A 20766-nucleotide genomic window follows, 5' to 3' on the forward strand; every position below is an offset into this window, starting at 1 on the left:
CGGTCGTCGCGTCCGGCGGTGGCCCGCTGGACGCCGCGGTGGCGGCCGCGGCGGCCCTCGCGGTGGCGTACCCGCACCAGTGTTCGGCCGGGGGTGACCTCGTCGCGCTGGTCCGGTCGGCGGACGGCGAGACCAGGGCGGTGCTGTCGATCGGGGCGGCCGCGGCCGGTATCGACCTCACCGGGCACCAGCGGATGCCGTTCAGCGGCCCGCTGACGATCACGGTGCCCGGCGTCGTCGCCGGGTGGGCCCGGATCGCGGCGCTCGGGGCCCGGCTCCCGCTCGCCGACCTGCTCGCGCCGGCGATCGCGCTGGCCACCGACGGCGTCGCGGTGAGCGCGGGGCTGCGCCGGGCCACGGCCGACCGCCTGGACGCCGTCCGCACCGACCCCGGCCTGTCCGAGCTGCTGCTCGACGCGGCCGGAGACCCCCGGGACGTGCTGTACCAACCGGCGCTCGCGGCGACGTTGCGTGCGGTCGCGGACGACTGGACGTCGTTCTACCGCGGGCGGCTCGCCGAGCGCCTGGTCGCCGGGCTCGCGCGCCTCGGTTCGCCGCTGGGGACGGCGGACCTCGCCGCCCACGAGCCGGAGGTCGCGGAGCCGCTCTCGACGACGGTCGGCGCGGCCACCTGGTACGCCGCGCCCCCGCCGACGCAGGGCGCCACGCTGCTGGCGGTCCTGGGCTCGCCCGACCCGCTCACCGACGCCCGGCGCGCCCGCGCGGCCCGCGACGCGCTGCTGGGCGACCCCCGTGGCGGCCCCGTCGACGTCGACGCGCTGCGTCTGCGCACACCCGCGGCGATCAGCGCCACCGAGGCGGGCGAGAGGCCACGCGGCGACACGGTCGCGGTCACCGCGGTGGGAGCGGACGGCACCGCGGTGACGTTGATCCAGAGCGTGTTCCAGAGCTTCGGGTCGGGGCTGCTCGAACCGACCACCGGGGTGGTGCTGCACAACCGCGGCGCGTCGTTCACGCTGCGGACCGGGCACCCCGGGCGGGTCCGGCCGGGGATGCGTCCGCCGCACACGCTGTGCCCGTCGCTGGCCGTCGCGCCCGGCACCGTGGTCGCGCTCGGCTGCCAGGGCGGGCGCTCGCAGGCGTGGATCCTGGCCCAGGTCGCCGCGGACGTGCTCGACGCCGACGACCTGGCCGCGCTCGTGGCCCGCCCGCGCTGGGTGATCGGCTCGCACGAGATCGACCGGGACGCCGACACCCTGCTCCTCGAGCCGGGAACGCCGGACGCGGACCGGCTCGTCCGGGTCGCGACCGAACTCGGCCTGGCCGTGGAGACCACGCCCGAGGCGCACGACGACGCCGGCCACGTCCAGGTCGCCCGCCTGCGTTCCGGGGCGGTGGACGCCGCCGGCGACCCCCGCGCCGACGGTTACGGCACCACGCTGGTCTGACGCGTCGGTCAGGCGAGGGTTCCGGTGCGGGCCGGGGAGTCGACGAGGGGGCGCAGGCCGCGGAGGATGTTCGTGAGGCCGAACTCGAGCTCGCCCGACGGGCCGTGCCCCTTGCGTTCGACCAGCAGGTACCCCTGCGTGTACACCGACAGCGTGAAGAACGCGTGGTGCACCAGCGCGGACGGCAGGCCGGCCCGCTCGAGCTCGGCGAACAGCTCCTGGGCGCGCGGCCACGAGCGCGCCGACAGGTCCGCGCCGGGCACGCCGAGCTGACGCACGATCAGGTCGCAGGCGAGGTCGTCGGCGGCCAGCAGGCGGTGGTAGTCGAGGAAGAAGGCACGCAGCAGCTCTTCCCAGCCGTCGCCGCGCAGCGGGGGCATGCGCTCGTAGAACGAGGTGAGCGCGGCCTCGGTCATCGCCGCGACCAGCTCGCGTTTCGTGCGGAAGTACCAGTAGATGCTGGTGACGCCCACGTCGAGGTGGGTGGCGAGCTGCGGGATGCTCCACTGCTCGATCGGGATGTCGCGATAGAACTCGAACGCGCCGGTGATGATGTCGGCCGGGTTGATCGAGCCGCGGGCCCGTCGCGTGCGTGCCGACTTCGGCATGTGACCCCCCGCTCGACCGACCCGACCGGTAAAGCCTACCGGGAGGCTCGCGGGAACTACTCGGCTCCGCCGCGCCGGTACCTCCGGCGTCCGCCGGACGCGCGGCGCCGCGACCCCTAGCCTTTCGGCAAGGGACGTTCATCCACTGTCGATCGATGGAGGGTGCCCATGGACTGGGTAGATGTCGGTCTGCTGCTGATCCGCCTGAGCCTCGGCGCCACCCTGCTGATGCACGGCTGGAACCACTGGCGCGGCGGCGGCAAGATCCCCGGCACCGCCGGGTGGTTCGAGAGCCTCGGGTTGCGGCCGGGCGTCTTCCAGGCCTGGGCCAGCGTGGTCACCGAGATCGCCGCCGGGCTCGGGCTGATCGTCGGACTGCTCACGCCGCTGGCCTGCGCCGCGACCGTCGGGGTGATGGCGGTGGCCGCGATCGTCGCGCACCGTCCGAACGGTTTCTTCGTCTTCCGCGACGGCTACGAGTACGTGCTCATGATCGCGGTCGTGGGTGTCGCGCTCGGCGCGATCGGCCCGGGCCGGATCTCCCTCGACCACGCGCTCGACATCACGATCACCGGGCTGGCCGGTTTCCTGATCGCGCTGCTCGTCGGCCTCGGTGGCACCGCGCTGCTGCTCGCCACGACCTGGCGCCCGGCCCGGTCCCCCGCCGAGTAGCGGGAGCACGATGAACCTCCTCACCCTGCCCGCGGCCACCGCGGGCACCACCGTCGACGCCCGGCTGGCCACGGAGAGCGCCCAGCCCACCGATCGCGGCTCCGGAGGGCCGGGATGACGGTTCTGCTGGTGCACGGGGCCGGTTCGACGGTCGAGCACAACTTCCGGCGGACCGGCTGGATCGACCGGCTGGAGGCGTCCGGCCGGGACGTGCTGGGTTACCACCTCCCGGGGCACGGTCCGGGGATCGCTCCCGACCCCACCGACGGCGAGGCGGTCGTCGAGGACGTCGAGCGCCATCTCGGCGATCGCGACCCGGTCGACGCGATCGCGTTCTCCGCGGGAGCGCAGCTGCTGGCCGCGGTGGCGGCGCGGGAACCGGCGCGTTTCCGCCGGCTCGCGCTGCTCGGGGTCGGCAATGGGGTGTTGCGGCCCGACACCAGGGCGATCGCGGCGCTCACGGCCGCGTTGCGCCGCGGCGACGATTCCGGGGTCACGCGCGTGTTCCGGCGGGCCGCGCGGTCGGCGGGCAACGACGTGGACGACGTCCGCCGCTACCTGGAGATCCCGAAGCCGGCGGTGTCCGCGGACGAGCTCGCGAAGGTCAGCGCACCGGTCCTCGTCGTGCTCGGCGAGCACGACTTCAACGCACCGGCGGACGACCTGGTGGCGGCGTTCGGCCGCGCCTCGCTGCGCGTCCTGCCCGGGGTGGACCACTTCGGGCTGACGTCGGACGTCCGCTGCCGGGAGGAGGTCCTGGCCTTCGTCGAGGGCTGACACCCGCCGCGGTGTCGCGCGCCGTCGGCGCCACCGGCCGTCACCAGCAGTCGCCGCTCGGCCGCCGCGTGGCCGCCGCCGCTGACCGGGGCGTCGATCAGCGCTGCGCGGTGGTGGCCGCGAGCGCGCGGCAGGTGTCGGGGTGCACCGTGCGATGCGGCGGGCGGTCCGCGTTCACCAGCCGCCGTCGAGAAGGCCGAGCAGACCCGGCTCCGGGTCGAGCGTCGTCGTGACGTTCGCGACCGTGAGGACGAGCGCTCCCGTCGCCACCAGCGCCGCGACGGCCACGGCCGGCCAGGGCGCGCGCCGGCGGACGAGCACCACGACGGCGACGACGAGCGCCACGGCCACGAGCCCGGCGGCCCCGACCATCGCCGCGTGGTACGCGGTGTAGTCGTCGATCATCACCCGGAGCGCCGGGGAGCGGGTGCCTGCTCGCAACGCCGCGGCCGGTCCGCGCAGGTCGTCCGCGGAGAGCAGGGGAAAGAGGGACGCGAACGGGGCCACCGCGCCCTGGAGGTTGGCCATCACCGACACCAGCGCGAGCGAGCCGAGCGCGACGACCGGGACCAGCGCCCACCCCGCGACCCGCGTGCCGAGCACGATCAGCACGACCAGCAGCAGTGCCGCGATCAGCCCTTTGACCACGTGGTAGCGGAACCAGTGGTCGACGATCCGGGTGAGCTCCGGTGACAGCGCGCCGGAACCGGACCGCCACCACGCGACGAACGCGGGCCGGAGCGAGCCGTCCGCGCCGCGGCCGGCCACCCACCCGGGTACGACGACGAACGCGACGACGAGCGTCGCGGAGAGGAACGTCAGCGATTTGCGCACCGGGGAACCATCGCCCGGCCGGGGGCGCCCGCGCACGGGGGCGGGCCGCCCACTCCGGGGGTGGGGCGGGCCCTACCCGTTGAGGTACGCGAGCACCGCCAGGACCCGCCGGTGCTGGTCGTGGTCGGGTGGCAGGCCGAGCTTGGCGAAGATGTTGCCGATGTGCTTCTCCACGGCCCCGGCCGAGAGCACCAGCCGGCGCTGGATCGCGGTGTTCGAGAGCCCCTCGGCCATCAGCGCGAGCACCTCGCGCTCGCGGGCGGAGAGCGCGGGCGGCGTCCGCCGGGAGGCCAGCAGTTCGGCGATCACGGCCGGGTCGAGGACGGTGCCGCCGCCGGCCACGCGACGCAGCCCGTCGAGGAACTCCCCGACCGCGGCCACCCGATCCTTCAGCAGGTAACCGATCGCGCCGGCGCCGTCGGCGAGCAGGTCGTCGAGGCCGGCCGTCTCGACGTACTGGCTCAGCACCAGCACCGGCGCTCCGGGCACCTGCGCGCGGGCGGCCAGCGCGGCCCGGAGGCCCTCGTCGGTGCGGCTCGGCGGCATCCGCACGTCGACGACCGCGACGTCGGGGCGGTGGGTGACGATCGCGTCGGTCAGCGCGGGTCCGTCACCGACCGCGGCGACCACGTCGTGGCCCTCCTCGACCAGCAGCCGCACCAGTCCGTCCCGGAAGAGCACCCCGTCCTCGGCGACGACCACCCTCACCGCGGGATCCGGGCGACGAGAGTCGTCGGGCCGCCGGCCGGGCTGGTGACCTCGAGACGTCCGCCGAGCCGCCGCCGGAGGCCGTCCAGGCCGTGGCCCGGCCGGACGGTGGCCCCGCCGGCGCCGTCGTCGGTGACCGTCACCCGGCGGCGACCGACCTCCACCCGGCAGTGCGTGGCCCCGCTGTGCTTGGCGACGTTCGTCAACGCCTCCGCCACCACGAAGTACACAGTGGTCTCGACGTCGGCCGGGAGCTCGTCCGGTACGTCCACCGACAGCGTCACCGGCACCGGTGAGCGCCGGACCAGCGCGGCGAGCGCCCCGCGCAGACCCCGGTCGACGAGCACGGGCGGAGCGATCCCGCGCGAGAGCGCACGCAGTTCGTCGAGCGCCTCGCGCGTCTGGTCGATCGCGTCGGCGAGGACGACCCGCGCGCCGGACGGGTCGGCGTCGAACCGGTGCTCGGCCCGGCCGAGGTCCAGGGCCAGGCGTACCAGCCGCTGCTGCGGGCCGTCGTGCAGATCACGCTCCAACCGGCGCAGCGGGCTGACCGGTGGCGCCACCAGCCGCCCGAGCAGCACCAGGCCGGCCCGGGCGACGAACGGCAGCGTCAGCAGCAGCACCACCCCGAGCACGGTGCCGAACACCATCCGGTCGGTGGGTGCCTGCAGGCCCAGCGTCAGGCTGGCCTGGTTGACGCCGTCGCCGAGCCGCAGCGTCATCGGCGCGAGCGGCGCCGACGACGCTTCGTACCGCGTCGCGCAGGTGGCCCCGGCCACCCCGACGAAGCACCACAGAGCGACGAGCGCCGAGGTGAGGAGGCTGAGGGGGAACACCGCCGCCGCGCGGGGCCACGACGACGCTCTCCTGGCCACCAGTACCGGCGCTATCAGCAGCGACACCGGATCGGTCAGCGGCCGGGGAAACGTCATGACGACACGGTAACCGCCCAGCACTTCAACGTTCCGTGGAAGCTGTTCTACACTTTGTTGATGCTCGTTGATCTCGCGGCGGTCGAGGCCGCTGCCTCGACCATTCAGCACGACGTCGTCCGCACACCGACCGTCGAGAGCCCCGGGCTGACCGACGCGCTCGGCGTCCCGGTCACCGTGAAACTCGAACTTCTCCAGCGCACCGGCTCGTTCAAAGCGCGCGGAGCAACCGCCAAACTGCGTTCACTGGACGACGCCGAGCGCACCGCCGGAGTCGTCGCGGTCAGCGGCGGCAACCACGGGATCGCGGTCGCCGCGATGGCCGACGCGCTCGGCGTGAAGGCGACGATCGTGATGCCGAGGTCGGCGCCGCGGCGGGCCGTCGAGCTGGCCGAGCGGCACGGCGCGTCAGTACATCTGACCGGCGACGTCACCGAGGCGTTCGCGCTGAGCGCGCGGCTGCAGTCGGAGGGGCTGACGCTGCTGCACCCGTTCGACGATCCGATCGTGATCGCCGGTCAGGGCACGGTGGGCCTGGAGTTCGCCCGCGACGCGGGGCCGTTGACCGACGTGCTGGTCAGCATCGGCGGAGGTGGCCTCGTCTCGGGGGTGGCGGCCGCGGTGCGCGCGCTGCGTCCCGAGGTGCGGGTGTGGGGGGTGGAGACCGAGGGCTCGGACACGATGGCGCAGGCACTGGCGGCAGGCGCACCCGTACCGATGGTGCCGACGTCGATCGTGACCACCCTCTCGCCGCCCGCGGTGACGGAGTTGACGTTCGAGCACGTGCGCGCACTCGTCGAGGACGTGCTGGTGGTGACCGACGCGGAGGCGGTGCGGGGCTCGCTGGACCTCGCGGAGGCCGCGAAGGTGTGGACCGAGCCGGCCGCCGGTTGCCTGGTACCGGCCGCCCGCCGGGTGATCGAGCGGGTCGGCCCGTCGTGCCGGTTGGGCCTGGTGGTGTGCGGCGGGAACGCGACGGTGTCCGACGTTCTGACGTGGGCCGAGCGGTTCCACGTTGCCTGAGACCGAGGAGTCGGACGCCGGGGGCGCGCAGCCGTCGTGGGCCACCGCGGAGTTCGAGGCGGCGGCGGGCCGGGCGGTGGAGGCTTACCGGCCGCTGGTGGAGCCACTGGCGGCGGCACTCGCCCCGGGTGCGGAGGTCGTGCTGCACGACCTGAGCAGGCTGCCGAACTCGGTCGTCGCGATCGCGGGCGGGCTGAGCGGGCGCCGGCCGGGCGCACCCGCCACCGACCTCGGTCTCCGCCTGCTCATGCAGGACGACCCCCCGGACCGGATCGTCGGCTACCGCACCGAACTACCGGGCGGCATCGTCTGCCGGTCGTCGACGATCTTTCTGCGCGGCGACCACGACCGCCCCGTCGCGGCCCTCTGTCTCAACCGGGACATCACGCGCCTCACGCAGGCCCGCGACCTGCTCGCCGAACTCGTCGACACCCCCGCGGTCAGCGGTCACGACCGCTCGGAGACGTTCTACGACTCGGTGGAGAGCCTGACCGAGGATCTGCTCCGACGAGCGATCGGCCCCCACGACGTGACCGAAATGTCCAAGGCGGACAAGACGCGCGTCGTCAAAGACCTGGAACAACGAGGGTTTTTCCTCATCAAAGAATCAGTGGAGCTGGCCGCCCGCGCTCTGGGCGTCAGCCGTTACACGATTTACAACTACTTGAACGGCTGACGTCCGGACGCGACGCCGTAACCCGCCCGTACCTGACCCGAGTGACAATCGAGGCGTGCCGTCCACGTCGTCCGCCCGCCGTCGCTCCGGTCTGATCGCGGCGCTCGTCGTCGGCGCGGTGGCGGTCACCGCCGGGGTGGCGATCGTCGGTCCGGGCATCGAGCCGGGGCCGCGACGGCCGGACCCGACGCCGAGCACGGTGCGGTGGAGCACCACCGTGAACCAGGTCGCGTTCGCGGACGACCGCGCGGGGTGGGCGCTGACCCCGCGGTGCGCGTCGACGGCGGAGTGCGATCCCGCGTTCTGGCGCACGCTCGACGGCGGCGTGACCTGGCAGGAGGTCGCGGTGCCGGCGAAGGCGCTGGGGCGGGATTCCGGTGTGCAGCTGGTCGCGGCCGGGCCGCGGACGATCGTGGTCGAGGCCGGTCGGCGCCGGTGGCTCAGCGACGACGGCGGTGAGCACTGGAAGCGCGGCACCGCGGTCGGATCGGTGCAGGCCGCGGCCCCGCCCCCTCCCCGCGCCCGTCTGCGCGTGGGTTCGGGTACCCCACCGGTCCCCCGCACCCAGCCGCCGTCGGGGTCGTCGGCTCCGGCGGCTTCGTCGGCTTCGGCGGGGAGTACGGATGGGGGCTCGGGGCTGCGGCCGGGGCGGGTGATGGCCTGGTACCGGCCGGAGAGCGGCCAGCCGACCGCGTTCCCGGGGCAGCCGGACTGGCCGCCGATCTCGATCTCCAGCGCCGCGGACGGCAGCGTGTGGGCCTCGGGCGGCAACAACCAGCTGGCCGTGTGGACCGGCGCGTGGCGTGACGTGCGGCCGGTGCTCCCCCCGCCGCCGCGGACGTTCGTCCAGGTCGCCGCGGTCGACCGGAACACCGCGTACCTCCTCGTCTTCGGTGTGGACGACGAGAGCCTGCTGCGTCCCAGCGGGGTGTCGCACACCGCCGACGGGGGTCGGACGTGGAAGCTCACGTCGCTGCGCGGATCGACGCTGCGTGGCAGCCGGGACGCGGCCGTCGTCGGCGGTCGGCTCGTGGTGGTGGATTCGTCGGGAGGGGTCCAGGTCATCGATCCGGCGCCGAGCGCACCGCGGAAGGTGCCCGGAACACCGGTTTTGTGGGCACTGGACTCGACCGGGAGCCGGATGGTGGGCAGCGGACCGCAGGACGGTCGGTACTACGCCACGGCGAACGGCGAACAGTGGACGGAACTGCAGCTCCCGGCGTGATTGGCGCTGGCCGCGGGCGGGTTCAATAGAGGCATGGACAACGTGCTGCTCGTCGCGTTAGCGATCGCTGTCATCGGTCTCGGTCTGATCGCCGCGGCACTCGCCGGGCGGGACCGGTGGGACCACCGCACCGCGCGGCAGCTCGCGTCCGTCGAACGCAAGCTCGATGCCGTGCTCGGGCATCTCGGGGTGGATGTGGACGAGTTGTCCTACCCGGAGGTGGAGCGGCTGCTCGGGGAAGGCAAGACGGTTCGGGCGATCAAGGAGTATCGCAAGGTCACCGGGGCGGGGTTGGCGGACGCGAAGGCCGAGGTGGAGCGCCTGGAGCGCCGCCGGGTCTCCCGCTCGGCTCCGGCGGCTGCGAACACCCCGGCGCCGAACTCCCCGGCGCCGAACTCCCCCGCGCCGGACGCCCCGGCTGCTGCCACTGCTGCTTCCGGGCCCGCTGATGCGACTTCTGTCCCGGTGGACAAGGCCCCCGTCCCGGAGGCCGAGACGGCCGGGGCTCAGCCCGACGAAACCGCCCTTCCGGCTGGGGCCACGCAGACCGCCACCACCCCGAACGCGGCCCGATGAGCGCGGGCACGCCGCGGGCCCGTCAGGCCAGGCCTGGGGCGTAGGTCCAGGTTGAGGGCAGGTCGAGGGTCGGGGCGCGCATCGCGACGTCGAAATCGTCGATTCGGAAGCCCGCGTTGAGCAGCATTCGGAGGGCGGGGTGGGGGCCGGGCAGGCACAGCGCCACGTACTCACTGCCCAGCCCCAACAAGGCCGCATACAGTGCACCCGCCGCCGACCGTGGGTCGGAACACGTGAGGTGCGTCAGCACACCCGGTACACCGGGCCGCCCGGCTCCGACGGCGATCACCCGCTCCCCGTCCCGAACGACGAACGCCCTCCCCGCCCGGCTCCAGTACCGGTACACCGCCGCGCGCCCACCCATGCGTGAAGCCCCGGCATCTCCACCCACCGGCGAGGCCCCGGTACGCCCAGCCTCATCGGAGACACCGGCGCGGCCGGCGCCGTGCACCGCACCGCCAGGCACCACCGCGGCTTCGGCGGAAGCGGCGCTGGCGGCGTCGGCGTCGGTCGTTCTCAGGACCCCACTCGGCAAGTGGGACACCGGGCCGCTCAGGTACAGCAGGGGCCACGACGGCACCAGCCCGGCCCGGACGTACAGCGGCATCGCCGCCGGGTGGGTCGAGCTGAACGTGAACCTCAGAGACGGCAGAGCACGCAGGAGCGCGCTGCCCACGCCGCGAGCGTGCACCGCCGGGTCGACGAACAGGTCGGTGAGCACCGTCCCGAGCGGCGTCGGCATCGCACCGGCCCACCCCAGCACCGCGCCGCCCGACACCGCCACCTTCGCGAGCCCGTGGGAGCGGATCAGCTCGACGTACTCCTGGTCGGCCCCGGAGTCCTGGTCGGACTGGCCGGTCGCGGCCGTGATCGCTCGAATCCCCGACAGATCCCCCGAATCCACCGCCCGAATCTCCACCGTCCTAGTGTGAAGCCATGGACGATCCCTACCGCCTCGGCCGCTTCGTCAGCGCACAGGACAGCGGCTACGGCTACGACTCCGTGCTCGCCGAACTCCGCGCGGGCGAGAAGGTCAGTCACTGGATGTGGTATGTGTTCCCGCAGGTCAGCGGGCTCGGCAGCAGCTCGATGGCCCAGCAGTACGCGATCGGCTCGCTGGACGAGGCCCGCGCCTACCTGGCCCACCCCACGCTGAAGAAACGCCTGCACGACGCGATCGACGCGCTGCTCGGCGTCGAGGGCCGCAGCATCACGCGGATTCTCGGGCCGGTCGACGCGATGAAGCTGCGTTCGTCGATGACGTTGTTCGGCGCCGCCGACCCGGACGAACCGGCCTATGAGCGCGTCCTCGACCGGTACTTCCACGGGCAGGCCGACGAACGAACCCTGGAACTCCTGCGATAGCCCGTGTGAGGATCGGCGGGTACCGCCACCAGCGAAGGGACGCTCGCCGATGAGTACCGCCGTCTCGCAGGCCCGTCAGCACGCACTCGGTGACCTCCCCCGCCGCTCGGCGCGCCGCTTCGGCGACAAGACCGCGATCGTCGACGGCGGAACGCGCTTCACGTTCGCCGAGCTCGACGCCGTCGTCGACCGCACGGCCGCGGCTCTGCACGCCGCCGGTCTGGTCAAGGGCGACCGGCTCGCGCTGCTCTCGCACAACTGCTGGCAGTTCGCGGTGCTGTCGTTCGCCACCGCGCGCCGCGGCATCGTGCTGGTGCCGGTGAACTTCATGCTCAACGCCGACGAGATCGCGTACGTGCTCGACCACAGCGGCGCGGTCGCGTTCGTCGCGGAGGACGCGCTGACCGCGACGGCGGAGAAGGCGATCGCCGCGTCGGCCGGTGCGGTGGCCCTGCGGTTGGCCATCGGCACGGCGCAGCCCGGTTGGCGCGACTTCGCCGAGCTGACGTCGTTCGACGGTCCGTTACCCGCCGAGGTCCTCGTCGGTGACGACGATCCGATCCGGTTGATGTACACGAGCGGCACCGAGTCCCGGCCGAAGGGCGCGATCCTCACCAGCCGGGCGCTGCTCTGGCAGTACGCCAGCTGCGCGATCGACGGTGAGATGACGTTCGACGACGTCGAGGTGCACTCGCTGCCGCTGTACCACTGCGCGCAGCTCGACTGTTTCCTGAACGTCGACGTGTACACGGGTGCGACCAGCATCATTCTGCCGGCACCGCAGCCCGCGGCGATTCTGCAGGCGATCGAGGAGAACAAAGCGACGAAGTTCTTCGCGCCTCCCACGGTCTGGATCGCGCTGCTGCGGTCGCCGGAGTTCGAGACCACTGATCTGTCGAGCCTCCGCAAGGGCTACTACGGGGCCTCGCCGATGCCGGTGGAGATCCTGCAGGAGCTCGCGCGGCGCCTGCCGGACGTGCGCTTCTGGAACTTCTACGGCCAGACCGAGATGGCGCCGCTCGCGACGATCCTCCGGCCCGACGAGCAGGTGGCGCACGCCGGCAGCGCGGGACGGCCGGCGATCAACGTCGAGACGATCGTGGTGGACGACGACGACGTGCCGGTGCCGCCGGGAACGGTCGGGGAGATCGTCCACCGGAGTCCGCACGCCACCCTCGGGTACTACCGGGACGAGGAGAAGACCGCCGACGCGTTCCGCAACGGCTGGTTCCACTCCGGGGACCTGGGGGTCTTCGATGACGACGGCTATCTCCGGGTCGTCGATCGCAAGAAGGACATGATCAAGACCGGCGGGGAGAACGTGGCCAGCCGCGAAGTGGAAGAGGCGCTGTACCAGCACGCCGGGGTCGCCGAGGTGGCGGTGTTCGGCATCGACCACCCGTACTGGGTGGAGGCGGTGACCGCGGTGGTGGTGCCGAAGGAACCGGGCCTCGACCCGGACGAGGTCATCGCGTTCGGCAAGACGGTGCTGGCCGGGTTCAAGGCCCCGAAGTACGTCGTGGTGACCGAGTCCCTGCCGAAGAACCCGAGCGGCAAGATCCTCAAGCGCGAGCTGCGTGACCGGTTCGGGCACCTAGGCCGTGAGTAGGACGAATACCAGCGCGATCGCGGCCGGGAGGGCCTGGACGAAGAGGATGCGGCGGCTCGCGGTCAGCGTGCCGTAGACGCCGGCGACGATGACGCAGCCCAGGAAGAACGTCTGGAAAGCGAAGTCGTCGCTGATCAGACCCCAGGCCAGGCCGGCGGCGAGGAACCCGTTGTAGAGGCCCTGGTTGGCGGCGAGCGTCACGGTGGCCTCGGCGAACTCCTCGGTGGTGCCGAAGGCCGCCCGGGTGCGCCGGGCCCGCCAGAGGAACATCTCCAGCACCAGGATGTAGACGTGGATGGCGGCCACCAGGCCGACGAGTACCTGCGCGATCAGCGACACGCGCGTGAGCGTAACCAGCGGGTTCGCCGGATCCGTGGACGCCCCGGGGTGTCAGCGCCCGGTCGGGGCTTTGGGGGCCCGGCGGCGGCGCACGACCGGGGCCGCGGCCGGCACCGGGAGCACCGGGGGCGGGGGCAGCGGCTGGAACGGGAGCTCACCGCGGTAGCCGACGGCCAGCGCGAGCTGCCGCCCGGCCAGGGCCCGCGCACGGGCGGTGGTGAGCGTCGGGTCACCGGCGGTCAGGCGCGTCGCGAGACCGGCGAGCAGTGCCGACGCGACCGTGGCGACGTCGTCCGGAGCGCCGTCGGTGAACAGGCCCTCCGCGTGCCCGGCGGCCACGGTGGCCGCCAGCGGCTGCAGCAGCCGGTCGTTGAGCGCGGCCAGTGCACGCGCGAGGTCGGGAGCGCCGGGCGCGCGGTGCTCGAGTTCGGCCCAGAGCTGCCACTCCAGGACGTCGTCGGCGGTCAGTGGGAGACCGAAGTCGATCAGGTCCGCGAGCCGCTCGTCGGCCCGGGTGCGCCGGCGGTCCGCGGCCCGGCGCTCGAGGCGCTGCTCGGCGACGCTCAGCGACTGGGCGAGCGCGTCGGTGAGCAACTGCGCGCGGGACGCGAAGTGGTAGTGCAGCAGCGCGGTCGAGACCCCGGCGTGTCTCGCGATGTCGGCGAGGCGGACACCGTCGAACCCGTCGCGGGCGATCAGTTCGAGCGCCGCCCGCAGAATGCGCTCGCGTGCCTGCGTGCCACTCATGCGCGCCAGCGTCCCACGCCCTTCCCTGACGCGGTTCGCGGTCGTAGGCTCGGCTCCGGCCTGATTTTAAAGTCAGTAGGAGTTCTCGTGCCCCGCTACGGAGCCATGTTCGGCCCGGACGTCACGTTCCTCGGCGTCGACCGCTGCGCCCTCGACGATCCGGAGTCGTACGCGAACGCCGACGCCGTGATCGTCGGTGCTCCCTTCGACGGCGGGGTCAGCCACCGCCCCGGCGCCCGCTTCGGGCCGCAGGCCATCCGCACCACCGACTACAACCCCCACGACGGTTCCCGTCCGTCGCTGGCGCTGCGCGTCGACCCCCTCCGGGAACTGCGTGTGGTCGACGCCGGGGACGTGGAAACCTTCGCCGGTGACATCGAGGGCAGCCTCAAAGCCGTCGAAGCCGCGGTGACGACGATCGCGTCGTCCGGTGCGATGCCGGTCGTGCTCGGCGGGGACCACACGATCGCGTTACCCGACATCACCGGCGTGGCCCACCACCACGGGTTCGGGCGGGTGTCGGTGATCCACTTCGACGCCCACGCCGACACCGGCGACGTCGAGTTCGGACACCTGCACGGGCACGGCCAGCCGATGCGGCGGCTGATCGAGTCGGGCGCGGTGCGCGGTGACCGGTTCATCCAGATGGGGCTGCGGGGCTACTGGCCGGGGCCGGACACCCTGGACTGGATGGCCGACCAGTACATGCGTTCCTACGAGATGAGCGAGATCGTCGCCCGCGGGCTGGACGAGTGCCTGGCCGAGGCGTCCGCGCTCGCGCTCGACGACTGCGACGCGGTGTTCCTCTCCGTCGACGTGGACGTGGTCGACCCCGGCATGGCGCCGGGGACGGGCACGCCCGAGCCGGGCGGGTTGACGTCGCGCCAGCTGCTGGACGCGGTGCGGCGCCTGTGCCTGGAGCTGCCGATCGCCGGTCTCGACATCGTCGAGGTGTCACCGCCCTACGACCACGCCGACGTGACGGCGTTCCTCGGCAACCGGATCGTGCTCGAGGCGTTGTCGGGGGTGGCGGCCCGCCGCCGCGGCCTGGTCTGGGCCCCCGAACGCCCCCTTCTCGACGGCCGCGGCACCCGGCCTCCCCGTCGGGGGTAGGTCCCGAGAGCCGACTACGAAGCCAGCCGCCGATACCCCGAGCGGTGGAACACCAGGGGTTCGGCCTCGGTGTCGATTCCCAGGTCGTGGACGCGGAGCAGCACGATGTAGTGGTCGCCGGCCGGGATCTCCTGTTCCAGCGAGCAGTCGAGCCACGCCGCCGCGCCCTCCAGGAACAGGGCCCGGTCCTCGGACCGGCGCCAGCGCTGGCCGCCGAAGCGGTCGCCTTCCTTGGCCGAGAGTTGCCTGCTCGCGTCGGCGTGCCCGTCGGCGAGCACGCTGACCCCGATCCGGGACGCGACGCGCAGGGCCGGCCAGGTGCGTGAGGTCTGCGCGACGCAGACCGAGACCAGCGGCGGATCCAGCGACACCGACGTGAACGACGAGGCCGCCATGCCGACCGGGAAGCCCTCCGGCTCGGCGGCCAGCGCGGTCACGCCGGTCGGGAACGCGGCGAAGACACGACGGAGACGTCCGGGGTCGGTACCGATGTGCGTGACACTCATGCGGAGTGCTCCTTCGTGACCGATGGTTGCGGCCAGGCCGGGTCGGGAATGGCGCGCCGCAGCTCCGGGGCGATCGCCGACTGGAACAGCTCGAGCGACTCGCGGTGCTGGGCGTCGGTGAGCCCACCCGCGTCCGCGTGCAGGTGCATCACCGAGTGCCCGAGTTGTTCGTGGTAGCGGTGGACCTTGTCGATCACCTGTTCCGGGCTGCCGATCAGCGCGGAGCTGCGCTCGACGAAGTCCTCGAAGGTGGTGAACACCGGCTGGAGCCCCAAAGATTTCTGGAAGCCGAGATTTGCCGCGAAAATCGGCCGGTAAACGCGGTACGCGTCCTGGGACCGGGGCGTGGCGTAGTAGCCGGCGGTGCCCGCGCCGACGACGGCGGTGGCCGGGTCGTGACCGTGGTGGGCCAGCCGTTCCCGGTAGTAGCGCACGAGCTCGGCGTACGGCTCGACCGGATTGGTCACGTTCGCGGAGAACAGCGGCTCGCCGTAGCGGGCGGCCACGTCGACGGACTCCCGGCTGGTGGCGCTGCCGTGCCAGACCCGGATCGGGCGCTGCAACGGCTCGGGCCAGACCTCGGCGTTCTCCAGCGGCGGGCGGAACCGGCCGGACCAGGAGATCCTGTCCTCGCGCCAGAGCCGGCGGAACAACTCGTAGGACTCGATGTTGCGGTCCCACTGGTCGTCGGTGGTCACCGAGAACAGCTCGCGCTGCGCGGCGCCGTTGGCCTTGCCGATGATGAGTTCGAGACGGCCGTCGGAGAGGTTGTCGAGCGTCGCGTAGTCCTCGTAGGCACGCACCGGGTCGAGCAGGCTCAGCGTCGTGACCGCGGTGAACAGGCGGATCGAGCGGGTGAGTGCGGCGATGTGGCTGAGCACGACCGGCGGGGACGAGGAGACGAACGGCCGTTCGTGACGCTCACCGACGCCGAAGCCGTCGAAGCCCAGCTCCTCGGCGAGGCGGGCGTTCTCGATCACCTGGCGGAAGCGGTCGTGGGTGGACACCTTGTGCTGGGTGAGCGGGTCGGGCGCGTGCACGATGAGCGTGATCGCGAGGAACTTCAACTGGCACCCCCTTCTCCTTTCCCAGTAAACCAGTCTGGATTGTGGGTGACCAGATCTCAGCGCTGTGACGCTCGCCCGAGATCCCGGGCCACGGCGGTCTCGTCGGCCGTGACCAGGCGATAGTCGCGGACCACGACCCGGCCGGCGATCACCACGTGCCGGGGCCGGCGGCCCGGGTCGGCCCAGAGGAGCCCGCCGACCGGATCGGCGACCCCCGCGTCGGCCACCCCGCTGACGTCCCAACACACCAGATCCGCCGCCGCCCCCACCGCCAACGACCCGAGCGCGGCGCCGGAACCGGGCCCGCGGCCCAGTCCGGCGGCCGAGCCCGCGGTGGCCCAGCCCAGCACCTCACGGGCGGACACCGGGCGCCCGGCCAGCGGCGCCACCTGCATAGCCAGCCGGGCGTCGGCGAGCAGGTGGCCGGCGTCGTTCGAGCCGCCGCCGCTGGTACCGAGCCCCACCGCCACCCCGGCGTCGGCGAACGACGCCATCGGCGCCACTCCCCACCCCATCGGCAGGTCGCAGCCGGGCGCGTGCGTCACGCTCACCCCGGCCGCGGCGACCCGACGCACCTCCGCCGGCGTCACGTCGCACAGGTGCGCGAGCGTCACGTCGGGCGCCAGCCAGCCCCAATCGTCGAGCAGGTCGAGCGGTCGCCGCCCGTACTTCTCCGCCGCGACCTGCACGTCGACCTGTTCGTTGGCCTGGGTCCGTCGGCGCAGGCCGTAGCGCGCCGCGACGTCGCCGAGCAGCGTGAACGTCTCCTTCGCGTCGCTGTGCACCCCGGCCGGGCCCACGGCCACCCGGACCAGGTCGTCCGCCGGGAACGCGGACGCGATCGCGGCGGCCGACTCCGCGGCTCGCATCGGGTCGTCCCCGGCACTGCCCCGCACGAACACCAGCCGGACGCCGATCCGCCGCGCCGCCGCCACCACCGCGGACGCCAGCTCGACGTCGTCGGACACCGACGCACCCAGCCAGGTCAGATGGTGATCCGCGACGGTGGTCACGCCGCGCAGCGCCGCCTCGGCCAGCCCCGCCGACGCCGCCGCGGCGGCCAGCTCGGCGTCCACCCCGGCGCGCCGGTACGCCGCGCCCATCACGCCCAGCCACTTCCGCATCGGCACGCCCCGGGAGCCCGGGAGCGTACGGAACGCGGTCTGGAGCAGATGGTGGTGGGCGTTGACCAGGCCCGGCGTCACCACGCATCCCTCGGCCACCAGGACGTCGTCGTCATCGGGGCGGGCGTCCACGAACCGGCCGGTCACCGGATCGCAGGCCAGATCGCCCGCCGACTCGCCGCGGACGTCCCAGTGACGCAGCGCGCCGACGACTCTCACCGGGGGCTGAACCGCTGGGCTTCGCCGATCACCGACGCCATCGTGCCGACCGCGCGCTCGAAGAGCTGCTCGCCGTACTCGGCGGTGGCCGTGGAGGCGTCGCCGAGCACACCGTCGGCGTTGAAGTCCGACGAGAGCCACCCGAAGCTGACCGGCTTGCCGAACCCGATGTGCTCGTAGCCGGCCAGCGGCTCGGGCACCCACCGGCGCGCGTGCTCCAGGTGAACCAGGTCGGGACGCAGGTGCAACATGATCGACGTCTCGGAGTGGCCGCCGTGGATGCCCAGGCCCAGTTCGGAGGCCGACGACGACGAGCCGGGCATCGACGGGTGCGCGAGGAACGTTCGCAGTCCGAACTCCCGGCGCAGTTCCCGGCACGCGACCTGCCCGAGCGCGGAGTTGCCGCCGTGCGCGTTCAGCAGCAGCAACCGGCGCGCCGGGGTGGTCGCGATCGAACGTCCGATGTCGACGAGCGTGCGCATCAGCGTGTCCCAGGACACCCAGATCGTGCCGGGTGACCAGGCGTGCTCGTCGGACTTGGTGTAGGCCAGCGGGGGCAGCAGCAGGGCGTCGGCACCCTGCGTCCGGGCCAGCGGAACGGCCGCGGACGCCACCGCCGACGCCACGGTCAGGTCGGTGGACACCGGCAGGTGCGGCCCGTGCTGCTCGATGGAGCCCAGCGGGAGCACGATCACCGTGTCCGGATCGAGCGCGGCCAGTTCGGGGGCGGTGCGGTCGACGAAATTCATTCGAGCTTCCCCGGGTTGAGCAGCCCTTTCGGGTCGAGCGTTCCGACCAGCGAACGGATCAGCTCGACCTGGCGGTCCACGTACCACTGGTGCGGGCTGTGCACCCCGACGCCGAGCTCCTCCAGGGCCGCGATCGCCGCGAGCACACCGTCCTCGGACGTGTAGTCCGCGACGATCATCCCCTGGATCCCGCGGTGGCCGAGGTCGAGGTGGAACAGCGCGTTCGGCAGCGCGGCGCGGATCGCGTCGGGGGCGTCCCAGAGCGGGTCGCCCGCGGACTCCAGGTGGAAGCACGGATACCCGGACCGCTGGAGGAAGTAGACCGGGTGGTTGTACGACATGCCGGAGAGCAGGTCGGTGGCCTCGACCCCCTCGAGCACGGACGTGACCTCGCCGCCGGCCTCCGCGACCAGCACCGTGAACGCCGCCACCGACGCTTCCGGCAGGATCGCGCGCACGCTCACCCGGGTCCGGTCGACGGCGGGCGACGGCAGGTGTTCGACCAGCGGCACCTCGTCCAGCGACGCCAGCCGCGGGCCGAGCGGGCGGATGCGGCGCAGGATGTCGGTGCCGGTGCGGTAGTCGTCGACCGCGACGTAGACCGCGCGCCAGTCCCGGGCCGGTTCGGTCGCGAGCGTGAGCTCGGTCAGCACCCCGGTGACGCCGTAGGCGTGCACGTAGGGCCGCACGTCAGCCGGGGTGAAGGCCGTTCCGCTGCCGTCGCACGGCGCGACCGTCACCGACTTCACGAACCCGTCGAAAGTCGTGCCGTGCTCGATCGTGCCGGTGCCCGCGCTGCCGCCGCCGACGAACCCGCCGGCGGTGGACCCCTTGGTGGACGGGAACATCCAGAGGTCCTGACCTCCTGCGCGCACCGCGGCGTCCACCGCGGTGAGCTTCGCGCCCGGCTCGACGCGGACGAAGCCCTCCCCGACCTCCAGCACCCGGTCGCACCGGCGCAGGTCGAGGATCGCGCCGCCGGCGAACGGCGTCGCCTGGCCGTAGTTGCCGGTGCCGGCGCCGCGGGGCGTGATCGGGACGTCGTGTTCGTACGCGGCGGCGAGGACGCGGGGGATGTCGGCCGAGGTCTCCGGCGTCACCACGAGCTGGGCGGTGAAGCGGCCGGGCGGCAGCTTCTCCTGCAGCACCGGCGACATGCGTGACCAGTCCGAGGAGAGCTTGACCAGGTCGTCGGTGGTGGTGGGGATGCCGTCGAGGGCCGCGACGAACCGGTCGAGCTGGGCCTGCGCGGGCACCGGGGGCAGCGGCGCCCGCGTCACCGTCACGGGAGCGTCACCGACTTGTCGAGGAACTGCGTGTCGATGATGTCCGCGGCCTTCAGACCGGCCTTCGGGGTGCCGCCGCTCGCCGTCAGCAGCGGGGCGAACGTGTCGATCGTTTCCTGGACGCGGGCCGGGTCCATGCCGCCGAGCGGGCCGGACGTGTCGTTGGCGACGATCTTCAGGTCGGCCATCGTCTTCGCGGCGTACTTCGCGACGCCTTCGGAGTACGTCCAGCCGTCGTCGTACTTCTCGACGACGTCGACGATCAGCGCGTTCGTGGTGTCGGGCTTCCCCAGGTAGTCGATCTGGGCGCGCTGCAGGATCGGCACCAGCTTCTTCAGGCAGGGCGCGTTCTTCGCCAGGTCACCGGTGCGCACCGAGAGCGGCTCCGGGTAGACGGTGTACCCGACGTCGGCGAGCAGCTGGTACGCGACCGGCTTGCCCCAGGCACGCACCTCCTTCTCGTAGATGTACGGCTCGGCGGTGGCGAAGCCCTGCTGGGCGATCTTCGGGTCACCGACGAAACGGGCGGGCGCGCCGTCGTAGGACGTGTCCAGCTGGGCCTTCGTGATCAGCCCGTTCTTCACCAGCAGCTCGGCGTAGAGCGTGCCCTCGGAGACGACGATCGACGCCTTCTTCTTCCCGAGGTCGGCGACCGTCTTCACGTCCGGGTAGGTCTTCGGGTCCCACATCAGCATCTGCGGGCTCTTGTTCAGCGGCGCGACGACCGCGGTGACCGGCTGCTTCCCGGACGCCGAGATCGCCTGGTCGGTGGTGACCAGGCCGAGCAGGATGTCCTGGTCGACGTACATCTGCGAGGTGACCGACTGGAAGCCGATCGCGGCCCCACCGGCACGCACCTCGACGTCGACGCCGGTGTCCACCCCACCGCTCACCAGCGGCCCCTTGACGCGTTTCTTCCCCGCGTCGACCGTGTAGCCGGCGCCGATCAACGCGTACGCGGCGCTGTGTTCGGCCTCGGGCTCCCAGTCCGCCTGGATGACGACGGTCGCCGGGCAGACGTCCGACAGGTCCTGCGCGGAGCCCTTCGGGGCGGCCGTGGCGGTGTTCGCGCCGCTGACCGCGGTGTCGTCGTCGGACGAACACGCGGTGACGAGCGCCGGCGCGAGCGCGAGCAGCAGAAGGGCGGCGGCGAGCCGCCGAGGGGTGTTTCTGTTCACGTCATCTCCGGAAAGGTGGGGGTT

At 72.9% G+C, this 20766-nt stretch carries 23 protein-coding genes; 10 read left to right on the top strand and 13 right to left on the bottom strand.

Going from position 1 to position 20766, the window contains the following annotated elements; translation table 11 throughout:
• A partial coding sequence (locus tag ABD437_RS32495) for a gamma-glutamyltransferase (RefSeq protein ID WP_344652772.1) occupies positions 1–1409 on the top strand: 1409 nt, incomplete at its 5' end.
• 8 nt (positions 1410–1417) lie between these two features.
• Here the strand turns inward: ABD437_RS32495 and ABD437_RS32500 are convergent.
• Positions 1418–2017 carry a TetR/AcrR family transcriptional regulator gene (locus ABD437_RS32500; RefSeq protein ID WP_344652773.1) on the bottom strand — a complete coding sequence of 200 codons (600 nt, stop codon included), beginning with the start codon at positions 2015–2017 and terminating at the stop codon, positions 1418–1420.
• A gap of 168 nt (positions 2018–2185) precedes the next feature.
• Here ABD437_RS32500 and ABD437_RS32505 point away from each other — a divergent pair, with 168 nt between their 5' ends.
• Positions 2186–2689: a DoxX family protein gene (locus ABD437_RS32505; RefSeq protein WP_344652774.1), complete on the top strand. Its 504-nt coding sequence runs from the start codon at positions 2186–2188 to the stop codon at positions 2687–2689.
• A gap of 114 nt (positions 2690–2803) precedes the next feature.
• Positions 2804–3466 carry an alpha/beta fold hydrolase gene (locus ABD437_RS32510; RefSeq protein WP_344652775.1) on the top strand — a complete coding sequence of 221 codons (663 nt, stop codon included), beginning with the start codon at positions 2804–2806 and terminating at the stop codon, positions 3464–3466.
• A 174-nt stretch (positions 3467–3640) separates the two neighbouring features.
• On the opposite strand, the gene ABD437_RS32520 is transcribed toward ABD437_RS32510, so the two are convergent.
• The 3 genes from ABD437_RS32520 to ABD437_RS32530 form a co-directional block, all read right to left on the bottom strand.
• Positions 3641–4300: a tat (twin-arginine translocation) pathway signal sequence gene (locus ABD437_RS32520; protein ID WP_344652776.1), complete on the bottom strand. Its 660-nt coding sequence runs from the start codon at positions 4298–4300 to the stop codon at positions 3641–3643.
• A 72-nt stretch (positions 4301–4372) separates the two neighbouring features.
• Positions 4373–5008, bottom strand: a complete 636-nt coding sequence (locus ABD437_RS32525; RefSeq protein WP_344652777.1) for a response regulator transcription factor — start codon at positions 5006–5008, stop codon at positions 4373–4375.
• Positions 5005–5940, bottom strand: a complete 936-nt coding sequence (locus ABD437_RS32530; protein WP_344652778.1) for a sensor histidine kinase — start codon at positions 5938–5940, stop codon at positions 5005–5007. The genes ABD437_RS32525 and ABD437_RS32530 overlap by 4 nt, the downstream gene beginning before the upstream one ends.
• 60 nt (positions 5941–6000) lie before the next feature.
• Here ABD437_RS32530 and ABD437_RS32535 point away from each other — a divergent pair, with 60 nt between their 5' ends.
• The 4 genes from ABD437_RS32535 to ABD437_RS32550 are packed head-to-tail and all read left to right on the top strand — an operon-like array spanning position 6001 to position 9440.
• Positions 6001–6963, top strand: a complete 963-nt coding sequence (locus ABD437_RS32535) for a threonine/serine dehydratase family protein (RefSeq protein ID WP_344652779.1) — start codon at positions 6001–6003, stop codon at positions 6961–6963.
• Positions 6956–7639 (top strand): helix-turn-helix transcriptional regulator, encoded by a 684-nt coding sequence (locus tag ABD437_RS32540; RefSeq protein WP_344652780.1) that lies wholly within the window; start codon positions 6956–6958, stop codon positions 7637–7639. The genes ABD437_RS32535 and ABD437_RS32540 overlap by 8 nt, the downstream gene beginning before the upstream one ends.
• Before the next feature lie 55 nt (positions 7640–7694).
• Positions 7695–8864, top strand: coding sequence for a beta propeller repeat protein (locus ABD437_RS32545; protein ID WP_344652781.1), 1170 nt, complete (start codon positions 7695–7697; stop codon positions 8862–8864).
• 33 nt (positions 8865–8897) lie between these two features.
• Positions 8898–9440 (top strand): hypothetical protein, encoded by a 543-nt coding sequence (locus tag ABD437_RS32550; RefSeq protein ID WP_344652782.1) that lies wholly within the window; start codon positions 8898–8900, stop codon positions 9438–9440.
• A 22-nt stretch (positions 9441–9462) separates the two neighbouring features.
• On the opposite strand, the gene ABD437_RS32555 is transcribed toward ABD437_RS32550, so the two are convergent.
• The gene (locus ABD437_RS32555) at positions 9463–10359 is read right to left on the bottom strand and encodes a GNAT family N-acetyltransferase (RefSeq protein ID WP_344652783.1); all 897 of its coding nucleotides are present in this window, start codon (positions 10357–10359) and stop codon (positions 9463–9465) included.
• Positions 10360–10376: 17 nt separating this feature from the next.
• Between ABD437_RS32555 and ABD437_RS32560 the strand changes: the two genes are divergently transcribed.
• Both ABD437_RS32560 and ABD437_RS32565 read left to right on the top strand, forming a co-directional pair.
• Positions 10377–10805 carry a DUF1810 domain-containing protein gene (locus ABD437_RS32560; RefSeq protein ID WP_344652784.1) on the top strand — a complete coding sequence of 143 codons (429 nt, stop codon included), beginning with the start codon at positions 10377–10379 and terminating at the stop codon, positions 10803–10805.
• Between the two features lie 49 nt (positions 10806–10854).
• The gene (locus ABD437_RS32565; RefSeq protein ID WP_344652785.1) at positions 10855–12414 is read left to right on the top strand and encodes a fatty acyl-CoA synthetase; all 1560 of its coding nucleotides are present in this window, start codon (positions 10855–10857) and stop codon (positions 12412–12414) included.
• On the opposite strand, the gene ABD437_RS32570 is transcribed toward ABD437_RS32565, so the two are convergent.
• Together ABD437_RS32570 and ABD437_RS32575 are read right to left on the bottom strand one after the other, a co-directional pair.
• Entirely contained in the window at positions 12400–12753 is a 354-nt protein-coding gene (locus ABD437_RS32570; protein ID WP_344652786.1) for a DUF1304 domain-containing protein, read from the bottom strand. The genes ABD437_RS32565 and ABD437_RS32570 overlap by 15 nt on opposite strands.
• 51 nt (positions 12754–12804) lie before the next feature.
• Positions 12805–13500 carry a TetR/AcrR family transcriptional regulator gene (locus ABD437_RS32575; protein WP_344652787.1) on the bottom strand — a complete coding sequence of 232 codons (696 nt, stop codon included), beginning with the start codon at positions 13498–13500 and terminating at the stop codon, positions 12805–12807.
• A gap of 87 nt (positions 13501–13587) precedes the next feature.
• On the opposite strand from ABD437_RS32575, the gene speB reads away from it, so the two are divergent.
• On the top strand, positions 13588–14613 hold the full coding sequence (gene speB, locus ABD437_RS32580; protein WP_344652788.1) for an agmatinase: 1026 nt from the start codon (positions 13588–13590) through the stop codon (positions 14611–14613).
• Positions 14614–14627: 14 nt separating this feature from the next.
• Here speB and ABD437_RS32585 read toward each other — a convergent pair whose 3' ends face one another.
• The 6 genes from ABD437_RS32585 to ABD437_RS32610 are packed head-to-tail and all read right to left on the bottom strand — an operon-like array spanning position 14628 to position 20742.
• Positions 14628–15119 (bottom strand): flavin reductase family protein, encoded by a 492-nt coding sequence (locus tag ABD437_RS32585; protein ID WP_344652789.1) that lies wholly within the window; start codon positions 15117–15119, stop codon positions 14628–14630.
• A complete protein-coding gene (locus ABD437_RS32590) occupies positions 15116–16186 on the bottom strand; it encodes an LLM class flavin-dependent oxidoreductase (RefSeq protein ID WP_344652790.1) in 1071 nt (356 codons plus the stop codon). The genes ABD437_RS32585 and ABD437_RS32590 overlap by 4 nt, the downstream gene beginning before the upstream one ends.
• A gap of 56 nt (positions 16187–16242) precedes the next feature.
• The gene (locus tag ABD437_RS32595; protein WP_425558295.1) at positions 16243–17529 is read right to left on the bottom strand and encodes an amidohydrolase family protein; all 1287 of its coding nucleotides are present in this window, start codon (positions 17527–17529) and stop codon (positions 16243–16245) included.
• The gene (locus tag ABD437_RS32600; RefSeq protein WP_344652791.1) at positions 17526–18278 is read right to left on the bottom strand and encodes a creatininase family protein; all 753 of its coding nucleotides are present in this window, start codon (positions 18276–18278) and stop codon (positions 17526–17528) included. The genes ABD437_RS32595 and ABD437_RS32600 overlap by 4 nt, the downstream gene beginning before the upstream one ends.
• Positions 18275–19564 (bottom strand): FAD-binding oxidoreductase, encoded by a 1290-nt coding sequence (locus ABD437_RS32605; protein WP_344652792.1) that lies wholly within the window; start codon positions 19562–19564, stop codon positions 18275–18277. The genes ABD437_RS32600 and ABD437_RS32605 overlap by 4 nt, the downstream gene beginning before the upstream one ends.
• On the bottom strand, positions 19561–20742 hold the full coding sequence (locus tag ABD437_RS32610) for a substrate-binding domain-containing protein (RefSeq protein ID WP_344652793.1): 1182 nt from the start codon (positions 20740–20742) through the stop codon (positions 19561–19563). The genes ABD437_RS32605 and ABD437_RS32610 overlap by 4 nt, the downstream gene beginning before the upstream one ends.
• Between the last annotated feature and the right edge of the window lie 24 nt (positions 20743–20766).

This window comes from Cryptosporangium japonicum (genome assembly GCF_039524755.1).
GTDB lineage: Bacteria > Actinomycetota > Actinomycetes > Mycobacteriales > Cryptosporangiaceae > Cryptosporangium > Cryptosporangium japonicum.